The organism is Halomonas sp. MMSF_3323 (assembly GCF_030733595.1).
Classification (GTDB): domain Bacteria; phylum Pseudomonadota; class Gammaproteobacteria; order Pseudomonadales; family Halomonadaceae; genus Halomonas; species Halomonas litopenaei.
In genome coordinates this window covers 147,052-163,090 of record NZ_JASHIT010000005.1, presented here as the reverse complement: position 1 = coordinate 163,090, position 16,039 = coordinate 147,052, and the positions used below count along the sequence as shown (strand labels likewise).

Below are 16,039 nucleotides of genomic sequence, written 5' to 3'. Positions count from 1 at the left end.
CTCGCCGTACCGCGCCCGATGTGCGTTTGGCCCTGGCCGATCGTCGAGGGCTGGGATGCCGCTTTATGGGGCGGGCAGCCTTGCTTGACGTGGTGGCGCTGGAGGTCGCGCGGACGACCCTGCGTGCTCCCTGTGCGTTGGCCAGGTTGTGCAGGATCGTCGTGATTCCCTGGACGGCCTGCTATATGGTGTCACTAGTCGCAGGGTGGCAGGGCGCGTTCGGCGAACTCTCGTCCTGGACACTCCCCTATTGACTCCACGTGCAGGACCCAGCGCATGTCCAACCAGCAGCCTGAACCGAGCTCCGGCAAGAGCCCGCTCGATCGCTTCTTCAAGCTCAGTGAGCACCGCACCACCGTCAAGACGGAGGTGATCGCCGGGATCACCACCTTCCTGACCATGGCGTACATCATCTTTGTCAACCCGAGCATCCTGTCCGAGGCGGGCATGGACTACGGGGCGGTCTTCGTGGCGACCTGTGTCGCCGCCGCGGTGGGCTGTCTGGTAATGGGGCTGTGGGCCAACTATCCCATCGCCCTGGCGCCAGGCATGGGTCTGAACGCCTTTTTTACCTACGGTGTGGTGCTGGGCATGGGCTACACCTGGGAGGCAGCGCTGGGAGCGGTCTTCCTGTCCGGTGTTACCTTCTTTCTGCTCAGCATCTTTCGCATCCGCGAGTGGATCATCAACTCGATTCCGATCACCTTGAGACTCGGCATCGCGGCGGGTATCGGTCTGTTTCTGGCCATGGTCGCGATGAAGAATGCCGGCATCATCGTCGACAACCCGGCCACCCTGGTGTCGGTGGGCGATCTGTCCGAGCCGGCCCCGCTGTACGCCCTGGCCGGGTTCTTCGTGATTACCGCGCTGGCCCATCTGCGCGTCACCGGGGCGGTGATGATCGGTATTCTGGGGGTGACCCTGGTGGCCATGCTGCTGGGCCACAATGAATTCAGCGGGGTGGTGTCGATGCCGCCGTCGATCGCGCCGACCTTGATGTCCATGGACCTGGCCGGTGCCTTCGATGTGGCCATGATCAGCGTGGTCTTTGCCTTCCTGTTCGTAGATCTGTTCGACACCTCCGGTACCCTGGTGGGCGTTGCCCATCGCGGTGGCCTGCTCGACAAGGACGGCAAGCTGCCGCGCCTGGGTCGTGCGTTGATGGCGGACTCCACCGCCTCCATGGCCGGTGCTGCCCTCGGCACCTCGACCACCACCAGCTATGTGGAAAGCACCGCCGGCATCGCCGCCGGTGGGCGTACCGGTCTGACCGCCGTGGTGGTCGCGGTACTGTTTCTGGCCAGCCTTTTCTTCGCTCCGCTGGCGGGCTCCATTCCGGCCTATGCCACCGCGGGGGCGCTCCTGTACGTGGCGTCGCTGATGGCGGGAAGCCTTGCCCATGCCGACTGGGACGACGCCACCGAGGCGGCGCCGGTATTGATCGCCGCCCTGGCCATGCCGCTGACCTTCTCCATCGCCGAAGGTATCGCCTTCGGCTTCGTCAGCTACGTGGCGATCAAGGCCCTGTCCGGTCGCTTCAAGGACCTGAACGCCGCCGTGGTGATCCTCGGTGTGCTGTTCGCGATCAAGATGATCTACCTCGATTGAGCCCATCGGGCTGACCGGGGCTGGCTGGCCAGGACCGGCTGAGCCGGCAGGTTGGCCAGCCCCGCCGTGCGGCGCCGAGACAAGGCGCCGCATGTGTCATGCATTCTTCTTTCGACCCCTAGCGAGAACCGCCATGAGTATCTACGGCGACTACATCAAGTCCGTCATTCGCACCGTTCCCGACTGGCCCCAGCCGGGTGTCAACTTTCGTGACATCACCCCGCTGCTGCAGAATAGTGCGGCCTTTCGCAAGCTGATCGACAGCTTCGTGCACCGCTATCAGGAGATGGATCTGGACGCCATCGCCGCCATCGACGCCCGCGGTTTCATCGTCGGCGCGCCGGTGGCCTACGAGCTGGGCTGCAGTTTTGTGCCGGTACGCAAGAAGGGCAAACTGCCGTTCAAGACCATCAGTCAGACCTACACCCTGGAATACGGCCAGGCCGAGGTAGAGCTGCACTCCGATGCCTTCCGTGATGGCGACCGTATCCTGGTGGTGGACGACCTGATTGCCACCGGTGGCACCATGCTGGCCGCGGCCGAACTGATCAGCCGCAGCGGGGGACATGTGGTGGAGACGTCTGCCATCGTCGATCTGCCGGATCTTGGCGGCTCCCAGAGAATCCGTGACGCTGGCCACAGCGTGTTCGCCGTGTGTTCCTTCACCGAGGACGAGTGACCCATGAGCAGTCAACGCTACCATCGCCATTTCGTGGTGTCCTGGGACCAGCTTCATCGCGACGTGCGCGAGCTGTGTCATCGCCTGATCGAGCGCGATACCAAGGGCATCATTGCGATCACCCGGGGCGGGCTGATTCCCGCCGCGCTGATCGCTCGGGAGCTCAATGTTCGCCTGATCGACACCGTCTGCATCAAGAGCTACGACCATATGGAGCAGGACAGCCTCGAGGTGCTCAAGGGCGTGGATCACGACGGCGAAGGATGGCTGCTGGTCGATGATCTGGTGGACACCGGCAAGACCGCGCGCAAGGTGCGCGAGATGCTGCCCAAGGCGCACTTTGTGACCATCTACGCCAAGCCCGAGGGTCGTCCGCTGGTGGATCAGTACCTCACCGAGGTCGCCCAGGACTGCTGGATCCAGTTCCCCTGGGACATGGGCGTGGCCTACGTCGAGCCCCTGGCGGACCAGCGGCGGTGAGCGACATGGTTCAGGTATTGCCCGACAGCTGGGAGCGCTGGCTCGGAGCTGAGTTCCAGGCGCCCTACATGCAGCAGCTCAAGGCGTTTCTGGCGGCAGAGAAGGCCGCCAGGAAGACCATCTATCCGCACTCGTCGGACTGGTTTCGGGCCTTCGAGCTGACGCCGCTGGACGAGGTACGAGTGGTGATCCTGGGGCAAGATCCCTACCACGGTCCTGGCCAGGCTCATGGGTTGTGCTTTTCGGTGCGCGAGGGCATCAAGCCGCCGCCGTCACTGGTCAATATCTACAAGGAGCTGGCCCAGGACCTGGGGGTGACGCCGGTCAACCACGGCCACCTCGAGGCCTGGGCGCGCCAGGGGGTGTTGCTGCTCAACACCTCCTTGACGGTGGAGGAGGGCAACGCCGGCTCCCACCGGGGCAAGGGATGGGAGACCTTCACCGACCGCGCCATCGAGACCGTCAACGCCGAGGCGCCGCCCTGTGTCTTTCTGCTGTGGGGCAGCCACGCCCGCCAGAAGAAGGCGCTGGTGGATCAGGAGCGTCATCTGGTGCTGGAGTCGCCGCACCCGTCGCCGTTGTCGGCCCACCGCGGCTTTTTCGGCAATCACCATTTCTCTCGGGCCAACGCCTTTCTCGCCGAGCATGGGAGATCCCCGGTAGATTGGCAGCTGCCGCCGACTCCATGAACGTGTTGGGCGGACGGCGTGGTCGTCCGCCGGCTTTCGGTGCACGCTGCGGGTTAACCTGACGCGGCGTTGCAGGTAGAATGGCGCGCAATTTGTCGCCCGCGTCCATGCGACGAAGGTCGTCCAAGCACCACCTCCCGTTATCAAAGAGGACTCGCCAATGAGCGTCCATGCCATCGATCACCCCCTGGTCCAGCACAAACTCGGTCTGATGCGTGAAGCCGGCATCAGCACCAAGAGCTTCCGTGAACTGGCCGGCGAGGTGGCAAAACTGCTCACCTACGAGGCGACCCAGGACCTGGAGTTGCAGGACTATGACATCGATGGCTGGAGTGGCGAGACCATCACCGTCAAGCAGCTCAAGGGTAAGAAGGTCACCATCGTACCGATCCTGCGAGCGGGACTTGGCATGCTGGAAGGTGTCACCGACCTGATTCCCAGTGCACGGGTCAGCGTGGTCGGTCTCTACCGCGATGAAGAGACCCTCGAGCCAGTGCCCTATTTCTCCAAGTTCGCCAACGACCTGGACGAGCGCATGGCGGTGGTCATCGATCCGATGCTGGCCACCGGAGGTTCCATGGTGGCCACCCTGGACATGCTGCGCGACCGTGGCTGCCAGTTGATGCGAGTGATCGTGCTGGTGGCAGCTCCCGAAGGCATCCGCCGCGTTCAGGAAGCCTACCCGGATATCGAGATCTACACCGCCTCGGTGGACGAGCGCCTCGACGAAAACGGTTATATCGTGCCGGGACTGGGCGACGCCGGGGACAAGATCTTCGGTACCCGCTAAGCACGCGATATCCCGCCAATGCCACGGCCAGACTATCCAGCGGTGGCATTTTACCCAGTGGTTTCATGCCTATGATCGAAAGCAGACATTTCAGGTGAAATGTCTGCTTTGCTGTGTCCGCAAGTCAGTTGGGCGGGAACGCAGTTCAGCCATTGTCCGTCTGGACAGACGCCGCGCTCTCGTTGTGGCTGTCGGTGGTTGATTCAAGAATCAAGGAGGCATGGATGAAGTTGTTGCGTGTGGCAGCTAGTGCTGCAGTAATTCTGAGTCTGGCGGCAAGCGTTCAAGCTGGGGTGATACGCCCCGACTGCGATGCTGAAAAGGTCGCCAAGAATGCGGCACTCGAGGCCACGGTGGGGGTGTCTGGTCGTTGCACCGCAGATCGCGCCGTGGAAAACGCCAAGGACAACGTCAATGATCGTGTCGATGACGCCCGGGACGGGGTCGCGGATCACGTCGACGATGCTCGGGGTGGGGTTTACGATCGGGTGGTTACTGCACACGACAGCGTCGAGCGAGCGGGCGGGAAGGTCGATGATGCGCTGGATAAGCCAGTGCGTACGCTGTTGAACTGACGTCAGCGGGTTCTCCCGCGCCCATCGTGCGCCCAATGTTCCTTTGCGAACATTGGGCGCTTTTTTTTTCTGGAAACAACATCTGCACCAATGCTCAGCTACCAGAGAGGTGGCTTTTCGCATTAGACAAAAGTTGGTGGCAGCGGAAAAGAAAAGTAAAAACAAAAGGATAAGGGATAAAAAGGGTATCTTCTGGCGCGTGGTGAGCCCTTTCGTTTAAAAACATCACGGGCGAGTAGAGATTCTCTACTACCGTACAGATGACGCCCCTCGGAGACGAGGGGAACCTCTGCGCGAAAGAGTACGCCCATGTCCCTGATCCTCGACGGCGTCACCCGCAAGGTGGCGAGCGAGACCCACATCGATGACGTCAGCCTGACCCTGGAGCCGGGTTCCTTCAATGTCCTGCTGGGCCGCACCCTGGCCGGCAAGACCAGCCTGATGCGCCTGATGGCCGGGCTGGACCAGCCAACCCGGGGGCGCATCCTGATGCAGGGTGAAGACGTGACCGGCAAGGGGGTGCGCCAACGCAACGTGGCGATGGTCTACCAGCAGTTCATCAACTACCCCCACCAGAGTGTCTTCGACAATATTGCCTCTCCGCTGAAGCTGGCCCGTGTCGCCAAGAGCGAGATCCAGCGGCGTGTCCACGAGATCGCTGAGCTGCTGCACATTGAAGGCCTGCTCGACCGCCAGCCGCTGGAGCTGTCCGGTGGCCAGCAGCAGCGCACCGCCATGGCACGGGCGCTGGTCAAGGACGCGGATCTGGTGTTGTTCGATGAGCCACTGGTCAACCTCGACTACAAGCTGCGCGAGGAGTTTCGCGAGGAGTTGAGTGCCTTGTTCGCCCGGCGTGACTGCATCGCGGTCTACGCCACCACCGAACCGGCGGAAGCGCTGGCGCTGGGTGGCAATACGGCAATTCTGCACGAGGGGCGCCTGGTTCAGCATGGCCCGACCGCTACGGTGTTCCGCCAGCCGGCCTCCCTGACCGCGGCGGAGATGTTCTCCGAACCCCCCATCAATGTGCTGGAAGGACGTATCCGCGACGGTGAAGTCAGCTTTGACGACGAGGTGCACTTCCCGCTCGATGAAGATCTGGCGGCGCTTGACGAGGGCAGCTACCGCTTCGGTGTGCGGCCGGCTCATCTGGCCATGCAGCCCCGGGCAGACGATGACCTGGCGCTTGACGTCAAGGTCGAGCTGGCCGAGATCAGTGGTTCCGAGACCTTCCTGCACGTGGGCAACGAGAGGATGTCGCTGGTGGCGCATCTTCCCGGTGTTCACAGCTTTCGTGTGGATGAGCCGATCACACTCTATGTACCGGTGCATCGCCTGTTCGTGTTCGACATGGATGGCAAGACCCTGCACGTGCCGCCGGAAGCTGGTGACGGAGGGGTGCGTCCGCCGCTTCCGTCGTCACAGCAGGCACCGCCGGCGTCGGGGGAGGAGCGCTAGCATGGCCGAGATTCGCCTTTCACAGTTGGCGCACAGCTATTCGGCGTCGCCTTCGAAGCGCAGCGACTACGCCATCGAACAGATGGATCACGTGTGGGAGCAGGGTGGTGCCTATGCCCTGCTGGGGCCATCCGGCTGCGGCAAGTCGACCCTGCTCAATATCATCTCCGGGCTGCTGGTGCCTTCCCAGGGCGAGGTGCGCTTCGACGGGGTCATGGTCAACGAGCTGCCGCCTGAAGAGCGCAACATCGCTCAGGTGTTTCAGTTCCCGGTGGTCTACGACACCATGACGGTCTACGACAACCTGGCCTTCCCGCTGCGCAACGTGAAGACCCCGGAGGAGCGGGTTCGCGAGAGGGTCGAGGAGATCGCGGATATCCTTGATCTGACCGACCGCCTGGCCAGCAAGGCGCGCAACCTCAGCGCCGACGAGAAACAGAAGGTGTCCATGGGGCGTGGCCTGGTCCGTGATGATGTGGCGGCCATCCTGTTCGACGAGCCACTGACGGTGATCGACCCGCAGCTCAAGTGGAAGCTGCGGCGCAAGCTGAAGGAGATCCATCAGCGCTTCGCCATCACCATGATCTACGTGACCCACGATCAACTCGAAGCCTCGACCTTTGCCGACAAGATTGCGGTGATGTACGACGGTCGAATCGTCCAGTTCGGTACCCCGCGCGAGCTGTTCGAAAGCCCCGCTCACACCTTCGTCGGCTACTTCATCGGTAGTCCCGGCATGAACTTCTTCACGCCATGCATCGATGGCGACAACATCCTGATCGACGGCCAGCGCCTCGAGCTGTCCGCCGAGATGCGACGGTCGCTGCTTGATGCTCGTGAACGCAGCGACAACCTCAAGCTGGGCATTCGTCCGGAATTCATCGAGCTTGCCGAGGACGGCACGAGCGGCACCCTCAGCGCCGTGGTGGACCACTGCCAGGATCTCGGGACCTACTCGATCTTGACGCTGGCGCTAGACCAGGCGCGCTTCAAGGTGCGCGTGGAGGAGGGCGGGCTCGCGCTTTCCGGGCGCGTATCGGTGCGCTTTCCCGAAAGATGGTTGAGTTTGTACGTAGATGAATCCCGGGTAGAGGTGGCGCCATGAACAAGGTCCCCAACAATCGCGCCTGGTGGCTGGTGCTGCCGATGCTGGCGCTGGTCGCCTTCTCGGCCATCGTGCCGCTGATGACGGTGGTCAACTACTCGGTGCAGGACGTCTTCGACGCCAATACCCGGTTCTTCACCGGCACCGAATGGTTCGTCAAGATGCTCAACGATCCGGCGCTGCAGGCGGCGCTGGCCCGGCAGTTTGCGTTTTCGCTGACCATTCTGGCGATTCAGGTGCCGCTGGGAGTGGGGATCGCGCTGTTGATGCCCAAGCGTGGCTGGCGGGCGTCACTGGTGTTGATCCTGGTGACCTTGCCCTTGTTGATCCCGTGGAACGTGGTGGGCAGCATCTGGCAGATCTTCACCCGTGGCGACATCGGTCTGATGGGCTGGAGCCTGCGCCAGATCGGCTATCCCTACAACATCACCTCGAGTCCGCTGGACGCCTGGGTGACCATCGTGCTGATGGATGTCTGGCACTGGACCTCGCTGATCGCACTGCTCTGCTACAGCGGTCTGCAGGCGATTCCCGAGGCCTACTATCAGGCGGCGCGCATCGATCGCGCTTCACGCTGGGCGGTGTTTCGCTATATCCAGCTACCCAAGCTCACCAACGTACTGGTGATCGGGGTACTGCTGCGTTTCATGCATTCCTTCATGATCTACGCCGAACCCTTCGTGTTGACCGGCGGCGGGCCGGGAAGCGCGACCACCTTCCTCAGTCAATCGCTGGCGATCATGGCCACCGCCCAGTTCGATGTAGGGCCTTCGGCGGCCTTTTCGCTGATCTACTTCCTGATCATCCTGCTGGTCTGCTGGGTGTTCTATACCGCCATCATGAATCTGCAGAAGGACCGGCAGGGAGGGGCTCGCCATGACTGATGCCACGCCATCCAGTCCCGACCAGGTGCGAAAGCGCGCCGAAAAGGAGGCGGCCCGCCGCCGTCGACAGGGCCGTTCGACAGGACGACGCTTTCGCCGTGGCTTCTTGATGCTGGCCTACATCGTGTTTGTACTGCTGCCGATCTACTGGCTGGTCAACATGTCGCTGCAGACCAACAGCGAGATCCTCGGCGAGCTGACCCTATGGCCGCAATCGCTGACCCTGGCCAACTACGCCAAGATATTCACCGACCCGAGCTGGTACATGGGTTACGTCAACTCGATCACCTATGTGTTGATGAACATGGCCATCAGCATGAGCGTGGCGCTGCCGGCGGCCTATGCCTTCAGTCGCTACCGTTTCATCGGTGACAAGCACCTGTTCTTCTGGCTGTTGACCAACATGATGGCGCCACCGGCGGTGTTCCTGCTGCCGTACTTTCAGCTCTACTACACGGTGGGCCTGTTCGATACCCACATCGCCGTGGCGCTGGCCCACTGTCTGTTCAATATTCCGTTGGCGGTTTGGATCCTCGAAGGCTTCATGTCCAGCGTGCCCAAGGAGATCGACGAGACCGCCTTTATCGATGGCTACAGCTTCCCGCGCTTCTTCGTCCAGGTGTTCATTCCGATGATTCGCTCCGGCATCGGCGTGACGCTGTTCTTCCTGTTCATGTTCTCCTGGGTCGAGCTGTTGCTGGCACGCACCCTGACCTCCACCGAGGCCCAGCCCATCGCCTCGGTGATGACGCGAACCTCGACCGCCTCGGGCATCGACTGGGGCACCCTGGCGGCGGCCGGGGTACTGACCATCGTGCCCGGCATCGTGGTGGTGTTCTTCGTGCGCCATCACATCGCCAAGGGCTTTGCCCTGGGCCGGACCTGAGGAGCACCGACATGGACTGGATGGTATGGACCCTGCCCACGGCGATCTTCTTTGGTGTCATTGCGCTGTTGCTGGTGGTCATGACGACCTGGGAGCTGGTATCGCCGACGCGGGAACGGCGCGGTTTTCTGCCGATCAGCACCACCCGGGGGGACCGTTTCTTCATCGGCATGCTGTCGGCGGCCTACATCCATCTGGCGGTCGTGGGCTTCACCAGCCTGAGTCTGTGGCTGGCGCTGGGCGTATCGGTGGTGTGGATGCTGGTCCTGCTGCGATGGGGCTAGCGGGGGCCAGGCTCCCTTCGACGACAACGATCGACCTGACGGTCGACGACAACAATAGAGGTGACCATGAACGCTAGACTCAAGCTGACCAGACTAGGTGCTGTGGGGCTATTGCTGCTCAGCGGCGGCGCCCTGGCCCAGGACGATCGAACGGCGGTGATCGAGCGCCTGGCCGACGAGGTGTTCAAGGACTCGACCCTGAGCCGCGAGGAACGCATCGCTGAACTGGAATGGTTTGCCAAGGCTGCCGAGCCGTTTGAAGGCATGGAGATCAACACCGTCGCCGAGGGCCTGACCACCCACACCTGGGAGCGCGACGTGCTGGCTCCGGCATTTACCGAACTGACCGGTATCGAGGTAACCCACAACATCATCGGCGAAGGTGATGTGGTGCAGAACATGCAGACCCAGATGCAGTCGGGGCGCAATATCTATGACGCCTACGTCAACGACTCGGACGCCATCGGTACCCACATTCGCTACGGCTCGACCATCAACCTGAGCGAGGCCATGGCCAACGAGTGGAAGGACCTGACGCTGCCGACCCTCGATCTGGACGACTTTATCGGCATTCAGTACACCACCGGGCCCGACGGCAGCATCTACCAGCTACCCGATCAGCAGTTCGCCAACCTCTACTGGTTCCGCTATGACTGGTTCCAGCGCGATGACCTGAAGGCACAGTTCAAGGACATCTACGGCTATGATCTGGGTGTGCCCACCAACTGGACCGCCTATCAGGACATCGCCGAGTTCTTCAGCGAGCACGTCGGCGAGATCGACGGCCAGAAGGTCTACGGCCACATGGACTACGGCCGTCGGGATCCGTCGCTGGGGTGGCGTTTCCATGACTCCTGGCTGTCCATGGCCGGCATGGGCAGTCCCGGGGTGCCGTTCGGCAATCCGGTAGACGACTGGGGCATTCGGGTCGATGAAGAGAGCCACCCGGTGGGGGCCAGCGTCAGCCGTGGCGGCGCCACCAATTCACCGGCCTCGGTGTTCGCCGTCACCAAGATGGTGGAGTGGCTTCGAGACTATGCGCCGCCCGAAGCCCAGGGCATGACCTTCGGCGAGGCCGGGCCGGTGCCGGCCCAGGGCAACGTGGCCCAGCAGATGTTCTGGTACACCGCCTTTACCGCCGACATGGTCAGTCCCGATGTGGCAGTGACCGACGATGAGGGCAATCCCAAGTGGCGCATGGCGCCGTCTCCCACCGGCCCGTACTGGGAAGAGGGGATGAAGGTCGGCTATCAGGACGTGGGGGCCTGGACATTCTTCGATTCGACGCCGGAGGATCGGCGCAGCGCGGCCTGGCTGTTTGCCCAGTTCACCGTGTCCAAGACCGTCTCGCTGGAGAAGCTGATGGCGGGGCTGACGCCGATCCGCCGGTCCGACATCTTCTCCGACCAGATGACCGAGATGGCGCCGAAGCTGGGTGGTCTGGTGGAATTCTACCGCAGTCCCAACGAGTCCAACTGGACGCCTACCGGCACCAACGTGCCTGACTATCCGCGCATGGCGCCGCTGTGGTGGCAGAATCTGGCTCCCGCGGTCAATGGCGACATCTCCGCCCAGGAGGCGCTGGATAATCTGGCCGGTGACCTCGACAACATCATGGCGCGTCTGGCGCGGGCCAAGGTGTTTGCCACCTACGCGCCGGTGCTCAATGAACCCAAGGACCCCGAAGAATGGTTGAGCCAGCCCGGCGCGCCCAAGGCCAAGCTGGACAACGAGATGCCCCAGGGCACCACGGTGCCCTACGAGCAGATGATGGAGGAATGGATGTCGGCCGGTACCCGCGAGTAAGACGGGGACCTGTGCGCAGGTGACGGCGCTTCGCAGGTCGTCTTTCGTGCATGGCCCCTGATGTGCAGGACGCCGGGCCCTCGCTGGAGACAGCGGGGGCCCGGTGCCTTGTGGGCAATACATGGCGCCGGCTGGATAGCACAGGCTGAATGAGAGGAGCGTCTGCCAAGCGTTGGCGGTGGCGTCGAAAGACGCGCAAAATTTTGCCGAAACGTTGCGCGTGCGTTGGTACCATAGCCGGCGTTTGTCCACCGCGGAGCCCTCCATGTCAGACCCCTCGTCCTCTTCCTCGCCCGTCGCCCCATCGGCGGATTCCTTGCCTCGGCTGGCGCTGGTCGGTGCCCAGATGCTATTCGTGGCGTTCGGCGCCCTGGTGCTGGTGCCATTGCTGACCGGCCTCGATCCCAACGTCGCCATGTTCACCGCCGGTATCGGCACCCTGGTGTTCCATCTGACCACGCGTCTGACGGTTCCGGTGTTTCTGGCGTCGTCCTTTGCCTTTATTGCCCCTATTCAGGGCTCCATCGCCCACTTTGGTGTCTCCGCCACCCTGGGCGGGCTGATCGCTGCCGGTTTCGTCTACGTGGCGATCTCCCAGGCGGTTCGGCTGAAGGGGACGGGGTGGCTGCATCGGCTGCTGCCGCCGGTGGTGGTAGGACCGGTGATCATGGTCATCGGTCTTGCCCTGGCGCCGGTCGCGGTGAGCATGGCCACCGGCGAGAACAGCGAGACCATTGGTTACACCCAGGCCATGGTGCTGTCCATGTCGAGCCTGCTGGTGACGCTGATCCTGGCGGTCTTCGGGCGCGGTCTGTTGCGCCTGGTGCCGATCATGGGGGGGATCGTCACCGGCTATCTGATGGCATTGCTGATGGGGGTGGTCGACTTCAGCCCGGTACGTGAGGCGGCCTGGCTGGCGTTGCCATCCTTCACCGCGCCGAGCTTTCACTGGGCGGCGGTCCTGTTCATGATCCCTGTCGCCATCGCGCCGGCGGTGGAGCATATCGGTGACATGGTGGCGATCGGCTCGGTGACCCGACGCAACTACCTGGAGAAACCAGGCCTTCATCGCACCCTGTTGGGCGACGGCCTGGCGACCATTTCGGCGGCGCTGTTCGGTGGGCCGCCCAACACCACCTACTCGGAGGTCACCGGGGCGGTCACCCTGACCCGCGCCTTCAATCCGATGTTCATGGTGTCCGCCGCACTGGTAGCCATCACCCTGGCCTTCGTCGCCAAGCTGGGGGCAGTATTGCAGACCATTCCTACCCCGGTGATGGGCGGGATCATGACCCTGCTGTTCGGCTCCATCGCGGTGGTCGGCATGAATACCCTGGTGCGCGCCGGCAAACCCCTGACCGCCCCGCGTAACCTGGTGGTGGTCTCGCTGATCCTGGTGTTCGGCATCGGTGGTATGCAGTTCGGCGATGGCCAGTTCGCCCTGCAGGGGGTCAGCCTCGCCGCCTTGATCGGCATCGCCCTCAACCTGGTGTTGCCCCGGGCCAGCGAGGACGAATGAACCCTGCTATTACCATGGCCCGGCGTGACAGCCGGGCCATCGGCTGTTGGCGACAGGGCACTGACGATCATGCCCTGTCGTCGTCTTTGATCAATGATGTAGCTGCTCTCCGCCATCGGAAAAGGTGGGGGGAGTGTTCGCACTGACAATCACGCATTCCTGATCCCCCAGGTTGCGAAACCGATGGGGCAGGCGTGAGTCGAAGTAGTAGGCGTCGCCGGGGCCGAGCAGACCTGTCTCGCCGTTGACGGTGATCTCGATCTCGCCGGCGATGATGACGCCGCCTTCCTCGCCGTCGTGTTCAAGCATCTCTTCGCCGGTATCGGCTCCGGGCGGATAGCGCTCGTGGAGCACCGACATGCGTCGGTCCGGGCGTCTGGCCGCGACAAGCCGCCAGGACAGATGGCCATCACCGATCTCGGTGAGCTCCGCGGCGCGATAGAAGGGGCTGGGGTGGTTCGGTTCGTCACCCGCGAAGAAGGCGCTGATCGATACCGGCAAAGCGTCAAGAATCTTCTTAAGCGAGCTGACCGATGGGCTCACATTGTTAAGCTCAATCAGCGAAATGGTGCTGTTGGTCACACCGGCTCTTTTCGCCAGTTCGCGTTGAGAAAGCTGCTTTTCCTGTCGTAGTTGGCGCAATCTGGCGCCGACGTCGAAACTGTCTTCCATCCTGTTTCCCGTCTCGGCAAAGCCGATGTTGTGCATAATGATGGACACATGATACCCGCTAACGTCGCTGTCCGACATCCCTGGCGTCTACTGTCTACCCCGATACGCTCATGGCAGCCTGCGGGTGGCTAAGGCATCATGGAGGATGCTGTCGACGACCAATAAAAGAGGTGCAATGGTGGCGAGGCTGGACGCGAAGGAGATAAGCGGCGTGGTTCTGGCGGGAGGCCAGGGGCGACGCATGGGGGGAGTCGACAAGGGGCTGGTGCCGTTCGACGGCAAGCCGCTGGCGGCGCACGCCGTTGCCTGTCTGAAGCCCCATGTGGCTAGCGTGATGATCAATGCCAATCGCCATCTGGACGAGTACGCGGCTCTCGCCGATCGAGTGGTCGAGGATCACCAGGCGGGCTACCACGGACCCTTGATGGGCATCTACAGTGGTCTGGTCGCGTCCTCTACGCCCTGGGTGGTGGTGGTGCCCTGTGACAGCCCGGCGCTGCCCGCCGATCTGGTGCCCCGGCTGGTGGCTGGCTGGCGCGATGGGCTGGATATTGTCGTCGCCCATGACGGCGAGCGGCTGCACCCCGTGGTGGCGTTGCTGTCCCGTCACCTGCATGAGGATCTGGCGGCGGTACTGGAGCAGGGCGAACGCAAGATCGACCGCTGGTACGATCGCCACCGCTGGGATCGGGTCGACGTCAGCGACTGCGCTGCCGCCTTCGCCAATCTCAACACCGAAGAGGAGAGGCGACGGCTGGAGGCGTGTCGCCAGGAGCGTGACTCATGACGCAGGCGCTGAGCTTGCGCCCCGATCAGCCGCTGTTGGGCATCGCCGCCTGGAGCGGGACCGGCAAGACCACCCTGCTGGAACGTCTGGTACCGATGTTGAAGGGCGCCGGGCTCAAGGTGGCGGTGATCAAGCACGCCCACCACCGCTTCGAGGTAGACCAGCCTGGCAAGGACAGTCATCGCCTGCGTATGGCGGGGGCCGAACCTATCCTGATCGCCTCCCGCGCCCGGCTGGCATTGATGATGGAGACGCCGGGGGGCGAAGAGGCCGATCTGGCAACCCTGCTGGCCATGGTCGCGCCGCTGGAACCGCAACTGGTGCTGGTCGAGGGCTTCAAGGACTGGCCTTTACCCAAGCTGGAGCTCCATCGGCCGGCGCTGGAAAAGCCGCTGATGGCGGAAGACGATCCATGGATTCAGGCCGTCGCCAGTGACGCCCCCCTGGCGACCAGGGGCGATGCGCTCGATCTCAATGATCATGACGCCATCGCCGCCTGGGTCCAGGCCTGGGTGAGGCGATGGCCCGAATGGCTTGTCGCGCACCAGGGAGGAGAACCGTCATGACAACGCTCTCCTGTTTCGATCTTGGTGAGCGCATGCTCGGCGTCGTGGAGGCGCGCGATGCCCTGTTGACGCTGGTGGCTGGTCGCCTGGCGGCGGAAAAGGTGCCCCTGGCCAGGGCCCACGGCCGAGTGCTGGCCGAGGCGGTAGAAGCGCCCTTCGATGTGCCCGGGCATACCAACTCCGCGATGGATGGGGTGGCCCTCAACTGGTCGACCGAGGACCCCGGCGAGGTCTTTCTCCAGGTGGGAGAAGCCCTGGCGGGGCAGCCTTTTCAGGGTCGCCTGGGCGAAGGTGAGTGTATTGCCATCACCACGGGGGCGCCCTTGCCGCCAGGGGCCGACACCGTGGTCATGCTCGAACAGCTCGAGCGAGATGGCGATCGTGTGAGGGTGACACGCGCCGACCGCGTCAAGCAGGGGCAGAACGTGCGCCAGGCGGGCGAGGATCTGCGTGCCGGCCAGGTGGCCATTGCAGCAGGCAGGCGCCTCGAAGCCGCCGCGCTTGGCCTGCTGGCTTCTCTCGGGCAGGCCGAGGTCCGGGTGCGGCGACGCCCTCGGGTAGCCGTGTTCTCCACCGGCGATGAGGTCACGGCACCCGGTGAGGCACGCGCCCAGGCGGCGATCTATGATGCCAACCGCTATTCTCTGATGGGGTTGTTGCAGGAGCATGGCGCCGAGGTAATTGATCTCGGCATCGTCGCCGATGACACCGACGCCCTGGTCGAACAGCTCGCTGACGCCGCCCGGACCGCGGATCTGGTGGTCTCCAGTGGCGGAGTGTCGGTGGGGCAGGCCGACCACACCCGGGAAGCGGTGGAGCGTCTTGGCAGGTTGACCCTGTGGCGGATCGCCATGCGGCCAGGCCGGCCCATGGCATGTGGGGTGATTGGCTCCGACGAGACACCCTTGCTGGGACTGCCGGGTAACCCGGTGGCCTGCATGGTGACCTGTCTGGTGTTTGTGGTGCCGATGCTGGCGGCTCTGGAAGGGCGCTCACCCACTCAGCCACGCTGGAAGGCCTTGGCCGGTAGCGCCTTTCGCAGCAGGGTCGGACGTACGGACTACAGTCGCGGTGTCTTTCACTGTGATGCGGACGGGACCTTGCGGGTGGTCAATACAGGCAATCAGGGTTCCGGTATTCTGTCGTCCATGGTCTCGGCCAATTGCCTGGTCGAGATTCCCGAGGATACGGACTCGGCGTCCATCGATGATATCGTGATGGTACTCCCTCTCTTTCGATTTTCCTGAGGCT

Annotated in this window: 18 protein-coding genes; 17 read left to right on the top strand and 1 reads right to left on the bottom strand. The window is 63.2% G+C overall.

Annotated elements, in window-relative coordinates; all coding sequences use genetic code 11:
- The 14 genes from RBB39_RS04115 to RBB39_RS04050 form a co-directional block, all read left to right on the top strand.
- A partial coding sequence (locus RBB39_RS04115; protein ID WP_306168839.1) for a hypothetical protein occupies positions 1 to 254 on the top strand: 254 nt, incomplete at its 5' end.
- Positions 255 to 276: 22 nt separating this feature from the next.
- On the top strand, positions 277 to 1,608 hold the full coding sequence (locus RBB39_RS04110; RefSeq protein WP_045992468.1) for an NCS2 family permease: 1,332 nt from the start codon (positions 277 to 279) through the stop codon (positions 1,606 to 1,608).
- Positions 1,609 to 1,741: 133 nt separating this feature from the next.
- On the top strand, positions 1,742 to 2,287 hold the full coding sequence (locus RBB39_RS04105; protein ID WP_108133097.1) for an adenine phosphoribosyltransferase: 546 nt from the start codon (positions 1,742 to 1,744) through the stop codon (positions 2,285 to 2,287).
- A 3-nt stretch (positions 2,288 to 2,290) separates the two neighbouring features.
- Positions 2,291 to 2,767, top strand: a complete 477-nt coding sequence (gene gpt / locus RBB39_RS04100; RefSeq protein WP_045994212.1) for a xanthine phosphoribosyltransferase — start codon at positions 2,291 to 2,293, stop codon at positions 2,765 to 2,767.
- A gap of 5 nt (positions 2,768 to 2,772) precedes the next feature.
- Positions 2,773 to 3,456, top strand: a complete 684-nt coding sequence (gene ung / locus RBB39_RS04095) for a uracil-DNA glycosylase (RefSeq protein ID WP_045994218.1) — start codon at positions 2,773 to 2,775, stop codon at positions 3,454 to 3,456.
- Between the two features lie 160 nt (positions 3,457 to 3,616).
- Positions 3,617 to 4,246: a uracil phosphoribosyltransferase gene (gene upp / locus RBB39_RS04090; RefSeq protein ID WP_045994211.1), complete on the top strand. Its 630-nt coding sequence runs from the start codon at positions 3,617 to 3,619 to the stop codon at positions 4,244 to 4,246.
- 224 nt (positions 4,247 to 4,470) lie between these two features.
- Positions 4,471 to 4,821, top strand: a complete 351-nt coding sequence (locus RBB39_RS04085) for a hypothetical protein (RefSeq protein ID WP_052704471.1) — start codon at positions 4,471 to 4,473, stop codon at positions 4,819 to 4,821.
- Positions 4,822 to 5,130: 309 nt separating this feature from the next.
- The gene (locus tag RBB39_RS04080; protein WP_045994210.1) at positions 5,131 to 6,279 is read left to right on the top strand and encodes an ABC transporter ATP-binding protein; all 1,149 of its coding nucleotides are present in this window, start codon (positions 5,131 to 5,133) and stop codon (positions 6,277 to 6,279) included.
- A 1-nt stretch (position 6,280) separates the two neighbouring features.
- On the top strand, positions 6,281 to 7,384 hold the full coding sequence (locus RBB39_RS04075) for an ABC transporter ATP-binding protein (RefSeq protein ID WP_045994209.1): 1,104 nt from the start codon (positions 6,281 to 6,283) through the stop codon (positions 7,382 to 7,384).
- Positions 7,381 to 8,268 (top strand): carbohydrate ABC transporter permease, encoded by an 888-nt coding sequence (locus RBB39_RS04070; protein ID WP_045994208.1) that lies wholly within the window; start codon positions 7,381 to 7,383, stop codon positions 8,266 to 8,268. Before RBB39_RS04075 ends, RBB39_RS04070 begins: the two co-directional genes overlap by 4 nt.
- Positions 8,261 to 9,154, top strand: coding sequence for a carbohydrate ABC transporter permease (locus tag RBB39_RS04065; RefSeq protein ID WP_045994207.1), 894 nt, complete (start codon positions 8,261 to 8,263; stop codon positions 9,152 to 9,154). Before RBB39_RS04070 ends, RBB39_RS04065 begins: the two co-directional genes overlap by 8 nt.
- Before the next feature lie 11 nt (positions 9,155 to 9,165).
- Entirely contained in the window at positions 9,166 to 9,438 is a 273-nt protein-coding gene (locus RBB39_RS04060) for a DUF2160 domain-containing protein (protein WP_108133102.1), read from the top strand.
- Between the two features lie 66 nt (positions 9,439 to 9,504).
- Positions 9,505 to 11,244 carry an ABC transporter substrate-binding protein gene (locus tag RBB39_RS04055; RefSeq protein WP_045994205.1) on the top strand — a complete coding sequence of 580 codons (1,740 nt, stop codon included), beginning with the start codon at positions 9,505 to 9,507 and terminating at the stop codon, positions 11,242 to 11,244.
- Positions 11,245 to 11,509: 265 nt separating this feature from the next.
- Positions 11,510 to 12,763, top strand: a complete 1,254-nt coding sequence (locus RBB39_RS04050) for a uracil-xanthine permease family protein (RefSeq protein WP_045994204.1) — start codon at positions 11,510 to 11,512, stop codon at positions 12,761 to 12,763.
- A 90-nt stretch (positions 12,764 to 12,853) separates the two neighbouring features.
- Here the strand turns inward: RBB39_RS04050 and RBB39_RS04045 are convergent, their stop codons facing one another.
- A complete protein-coding gene (locus RBB39_RS04045) occupies positions 12,854 to 13,435 on the bottom strand; it encodes a cupin domain-containing protein (RefSeq protein WP_045994203.1) in 582 nt (193 codons plus the stop codon).
- 175 nt (positions 13,436 to 13,610) lie between these two features.
- Between RBB39_RS04045 and mobA the strand changes: the two genes are divergently transcribed.
- The 3 genes from mobA to glp are packed head-to-tail and all read left to right on the top strand — an operon-like array spanning position 13,611 to position 16,035.
- Positions 13,611 to 14,222 (top strand): molybdenum cofactor guanylyltransferase MobA, encoded by a 612-nt coding sequence (gene mobA, locus RBB39_RS04040; protein WP_045994202.1) that lies wholly within the window; start codon positions 13,611 to 13,613, stop codon positions 14,220 to 14,222.
- Positions 14,219 to 14,788: a molybdopterin-guanine dinucleotide biosynthesis protein B gene (gene mobB / locus RBB39_RS04035; RefSeq protein ID WP_045994201.1), complete on the top strand. Its 570-nt coding sequence runs from the start codon at positions 14,219 to 14,221 to the stop codon at positions 14,786 to 14,788. The genes mobA and mobB overlap by 4 nt, the downstream gene beginning before the upstream one ends.
- Positions 14,785 to 16,035, top strand: a complete 1,251-nt coding sequence (gene glp / locus RBB39_RS04030; protein WP_045994200.1) for a gephyrin-like molybdotransferase Glp — start codon at positions 14,785 to 14,787, stop codon at positions 16,033 to 16,035. The genes mobB and glp overlap by 4 nt, the downstream gene beginning before the upstream one ends.
- The last annotated feature ends 4 nt before the right edge of the window (positions 16,036 to 16,039 follow it).

Coding starts and splice junctions, on each gene's coding strand:
- ung (WP_045994218.1), top strand. CDS start 2,773: ATGGTTCAGGTATTGCCCGACAGCTGGGAGCGCTGGCTCGGAGCTGAG.
- RBB39_RS04045 (WP_045994203.1), bottom strand. CDS start 13,435: ATGGAAGACAGTTTCGACGTCGGCGCCAGATTGCGCCAACTACGACAG.
- RBB39_RS04070 (WP_045994208.1), top strand. CDS start 7,381: ATGAACAAGGTCCCCAACAATCGCGCCTGGTGGCTGGTGCTGCCGATG.
- RBB39_RS04065 (WP_045994207.1), top strand. CDS start 8,261: ATGACTGATGCCACGCCATCCAGTCCCGACCAGGTGCGAAAGCGCGCC.
- mobB (WP_045994201.1), top strand. CDS start 14,219: ATGACGCAGGCGCTGAGCTTGCGCCCCGATCAGCCGCTGTTGGGCATC.
- mobA (WP_045994202.1), top strand. CDS start 13,611: ATGGTGGCGAGGCTGGACGCGAAGGAGATAAGCGGCGTGGTTCTGGCG.
- RBB39_RS04105 (WP_108133097.1), top strand. CDS start 1,742: ATGAGTATCTACGGCGACTACATCAAGTCCGTCATTCGCACCGTTCCC.
- RBB39_RS04075 (WP_045994209.1), top strand. CDS start 6,281: ATGGCCGAGATTCGCCTTTCACAGTTGGCGCACAGCTATTCGGCGTCG.
- RBB39_RS04050 (WP_045994204.1), top strand. CDS start 11,510: ATGTCAGACCCCTCGTCCTCTTCCTCGCCCGTCGCCCCATCGGCGGAT.
- RBB39_RS04055 (WP_045994205.1), top strand. CDS start 9,505: ATGAACGCTAGACTCAAGCTGACCAGACTAGGTGCTGTGGGGCTATTG.
- glp (WP_045994200.1), top strand. CDS start 14,785: ATGACAACGCTCTCCTGTTTCGATCTTGGTGAGCGCATGCTCGGCGTC.
- RBB39_RS04110 (WP_045992468.1), top strand. CDS start 277: ATGTCCAACCAGCAGCCTGAACCGAGCTCCGGCAAGAGCCCGCTCGAT.
- RBB39_RS04080 (WP_045994210.1), top strand. CDS start 5,131: ATGTCCCTGATCCTCGACGGCGTCACCCGCAAGGTGGCGAGCGAGACC.
- upp (WP_045994211.1), top strand. CDS start 3,617: ATGAGCGTCCATGCCATCGATCACCCCCTGGTCCAGCACAAACTCGGT.
- RBB39_RS04085 (WP_052704471.1), top strand. CDS start 4,471: ATGAAGTTGTTGCGTGTGGCAGCTAGTGCTGCAGTAATTCTGAGTCTG.
- RBB39_RS04060 (WP_108133102.1), top strand. CDS start 9,166: ATGGACTGGATGGTATGGACCCTGCCCACGGCGATCTTCTTTGGTGTC.
- gpt (WP_045994212.1), top strand. CDS start 2,291: ATGAGCAGTCAACGCTACCATCGCCATTTCGTGGTGTCCTGGGACCAG.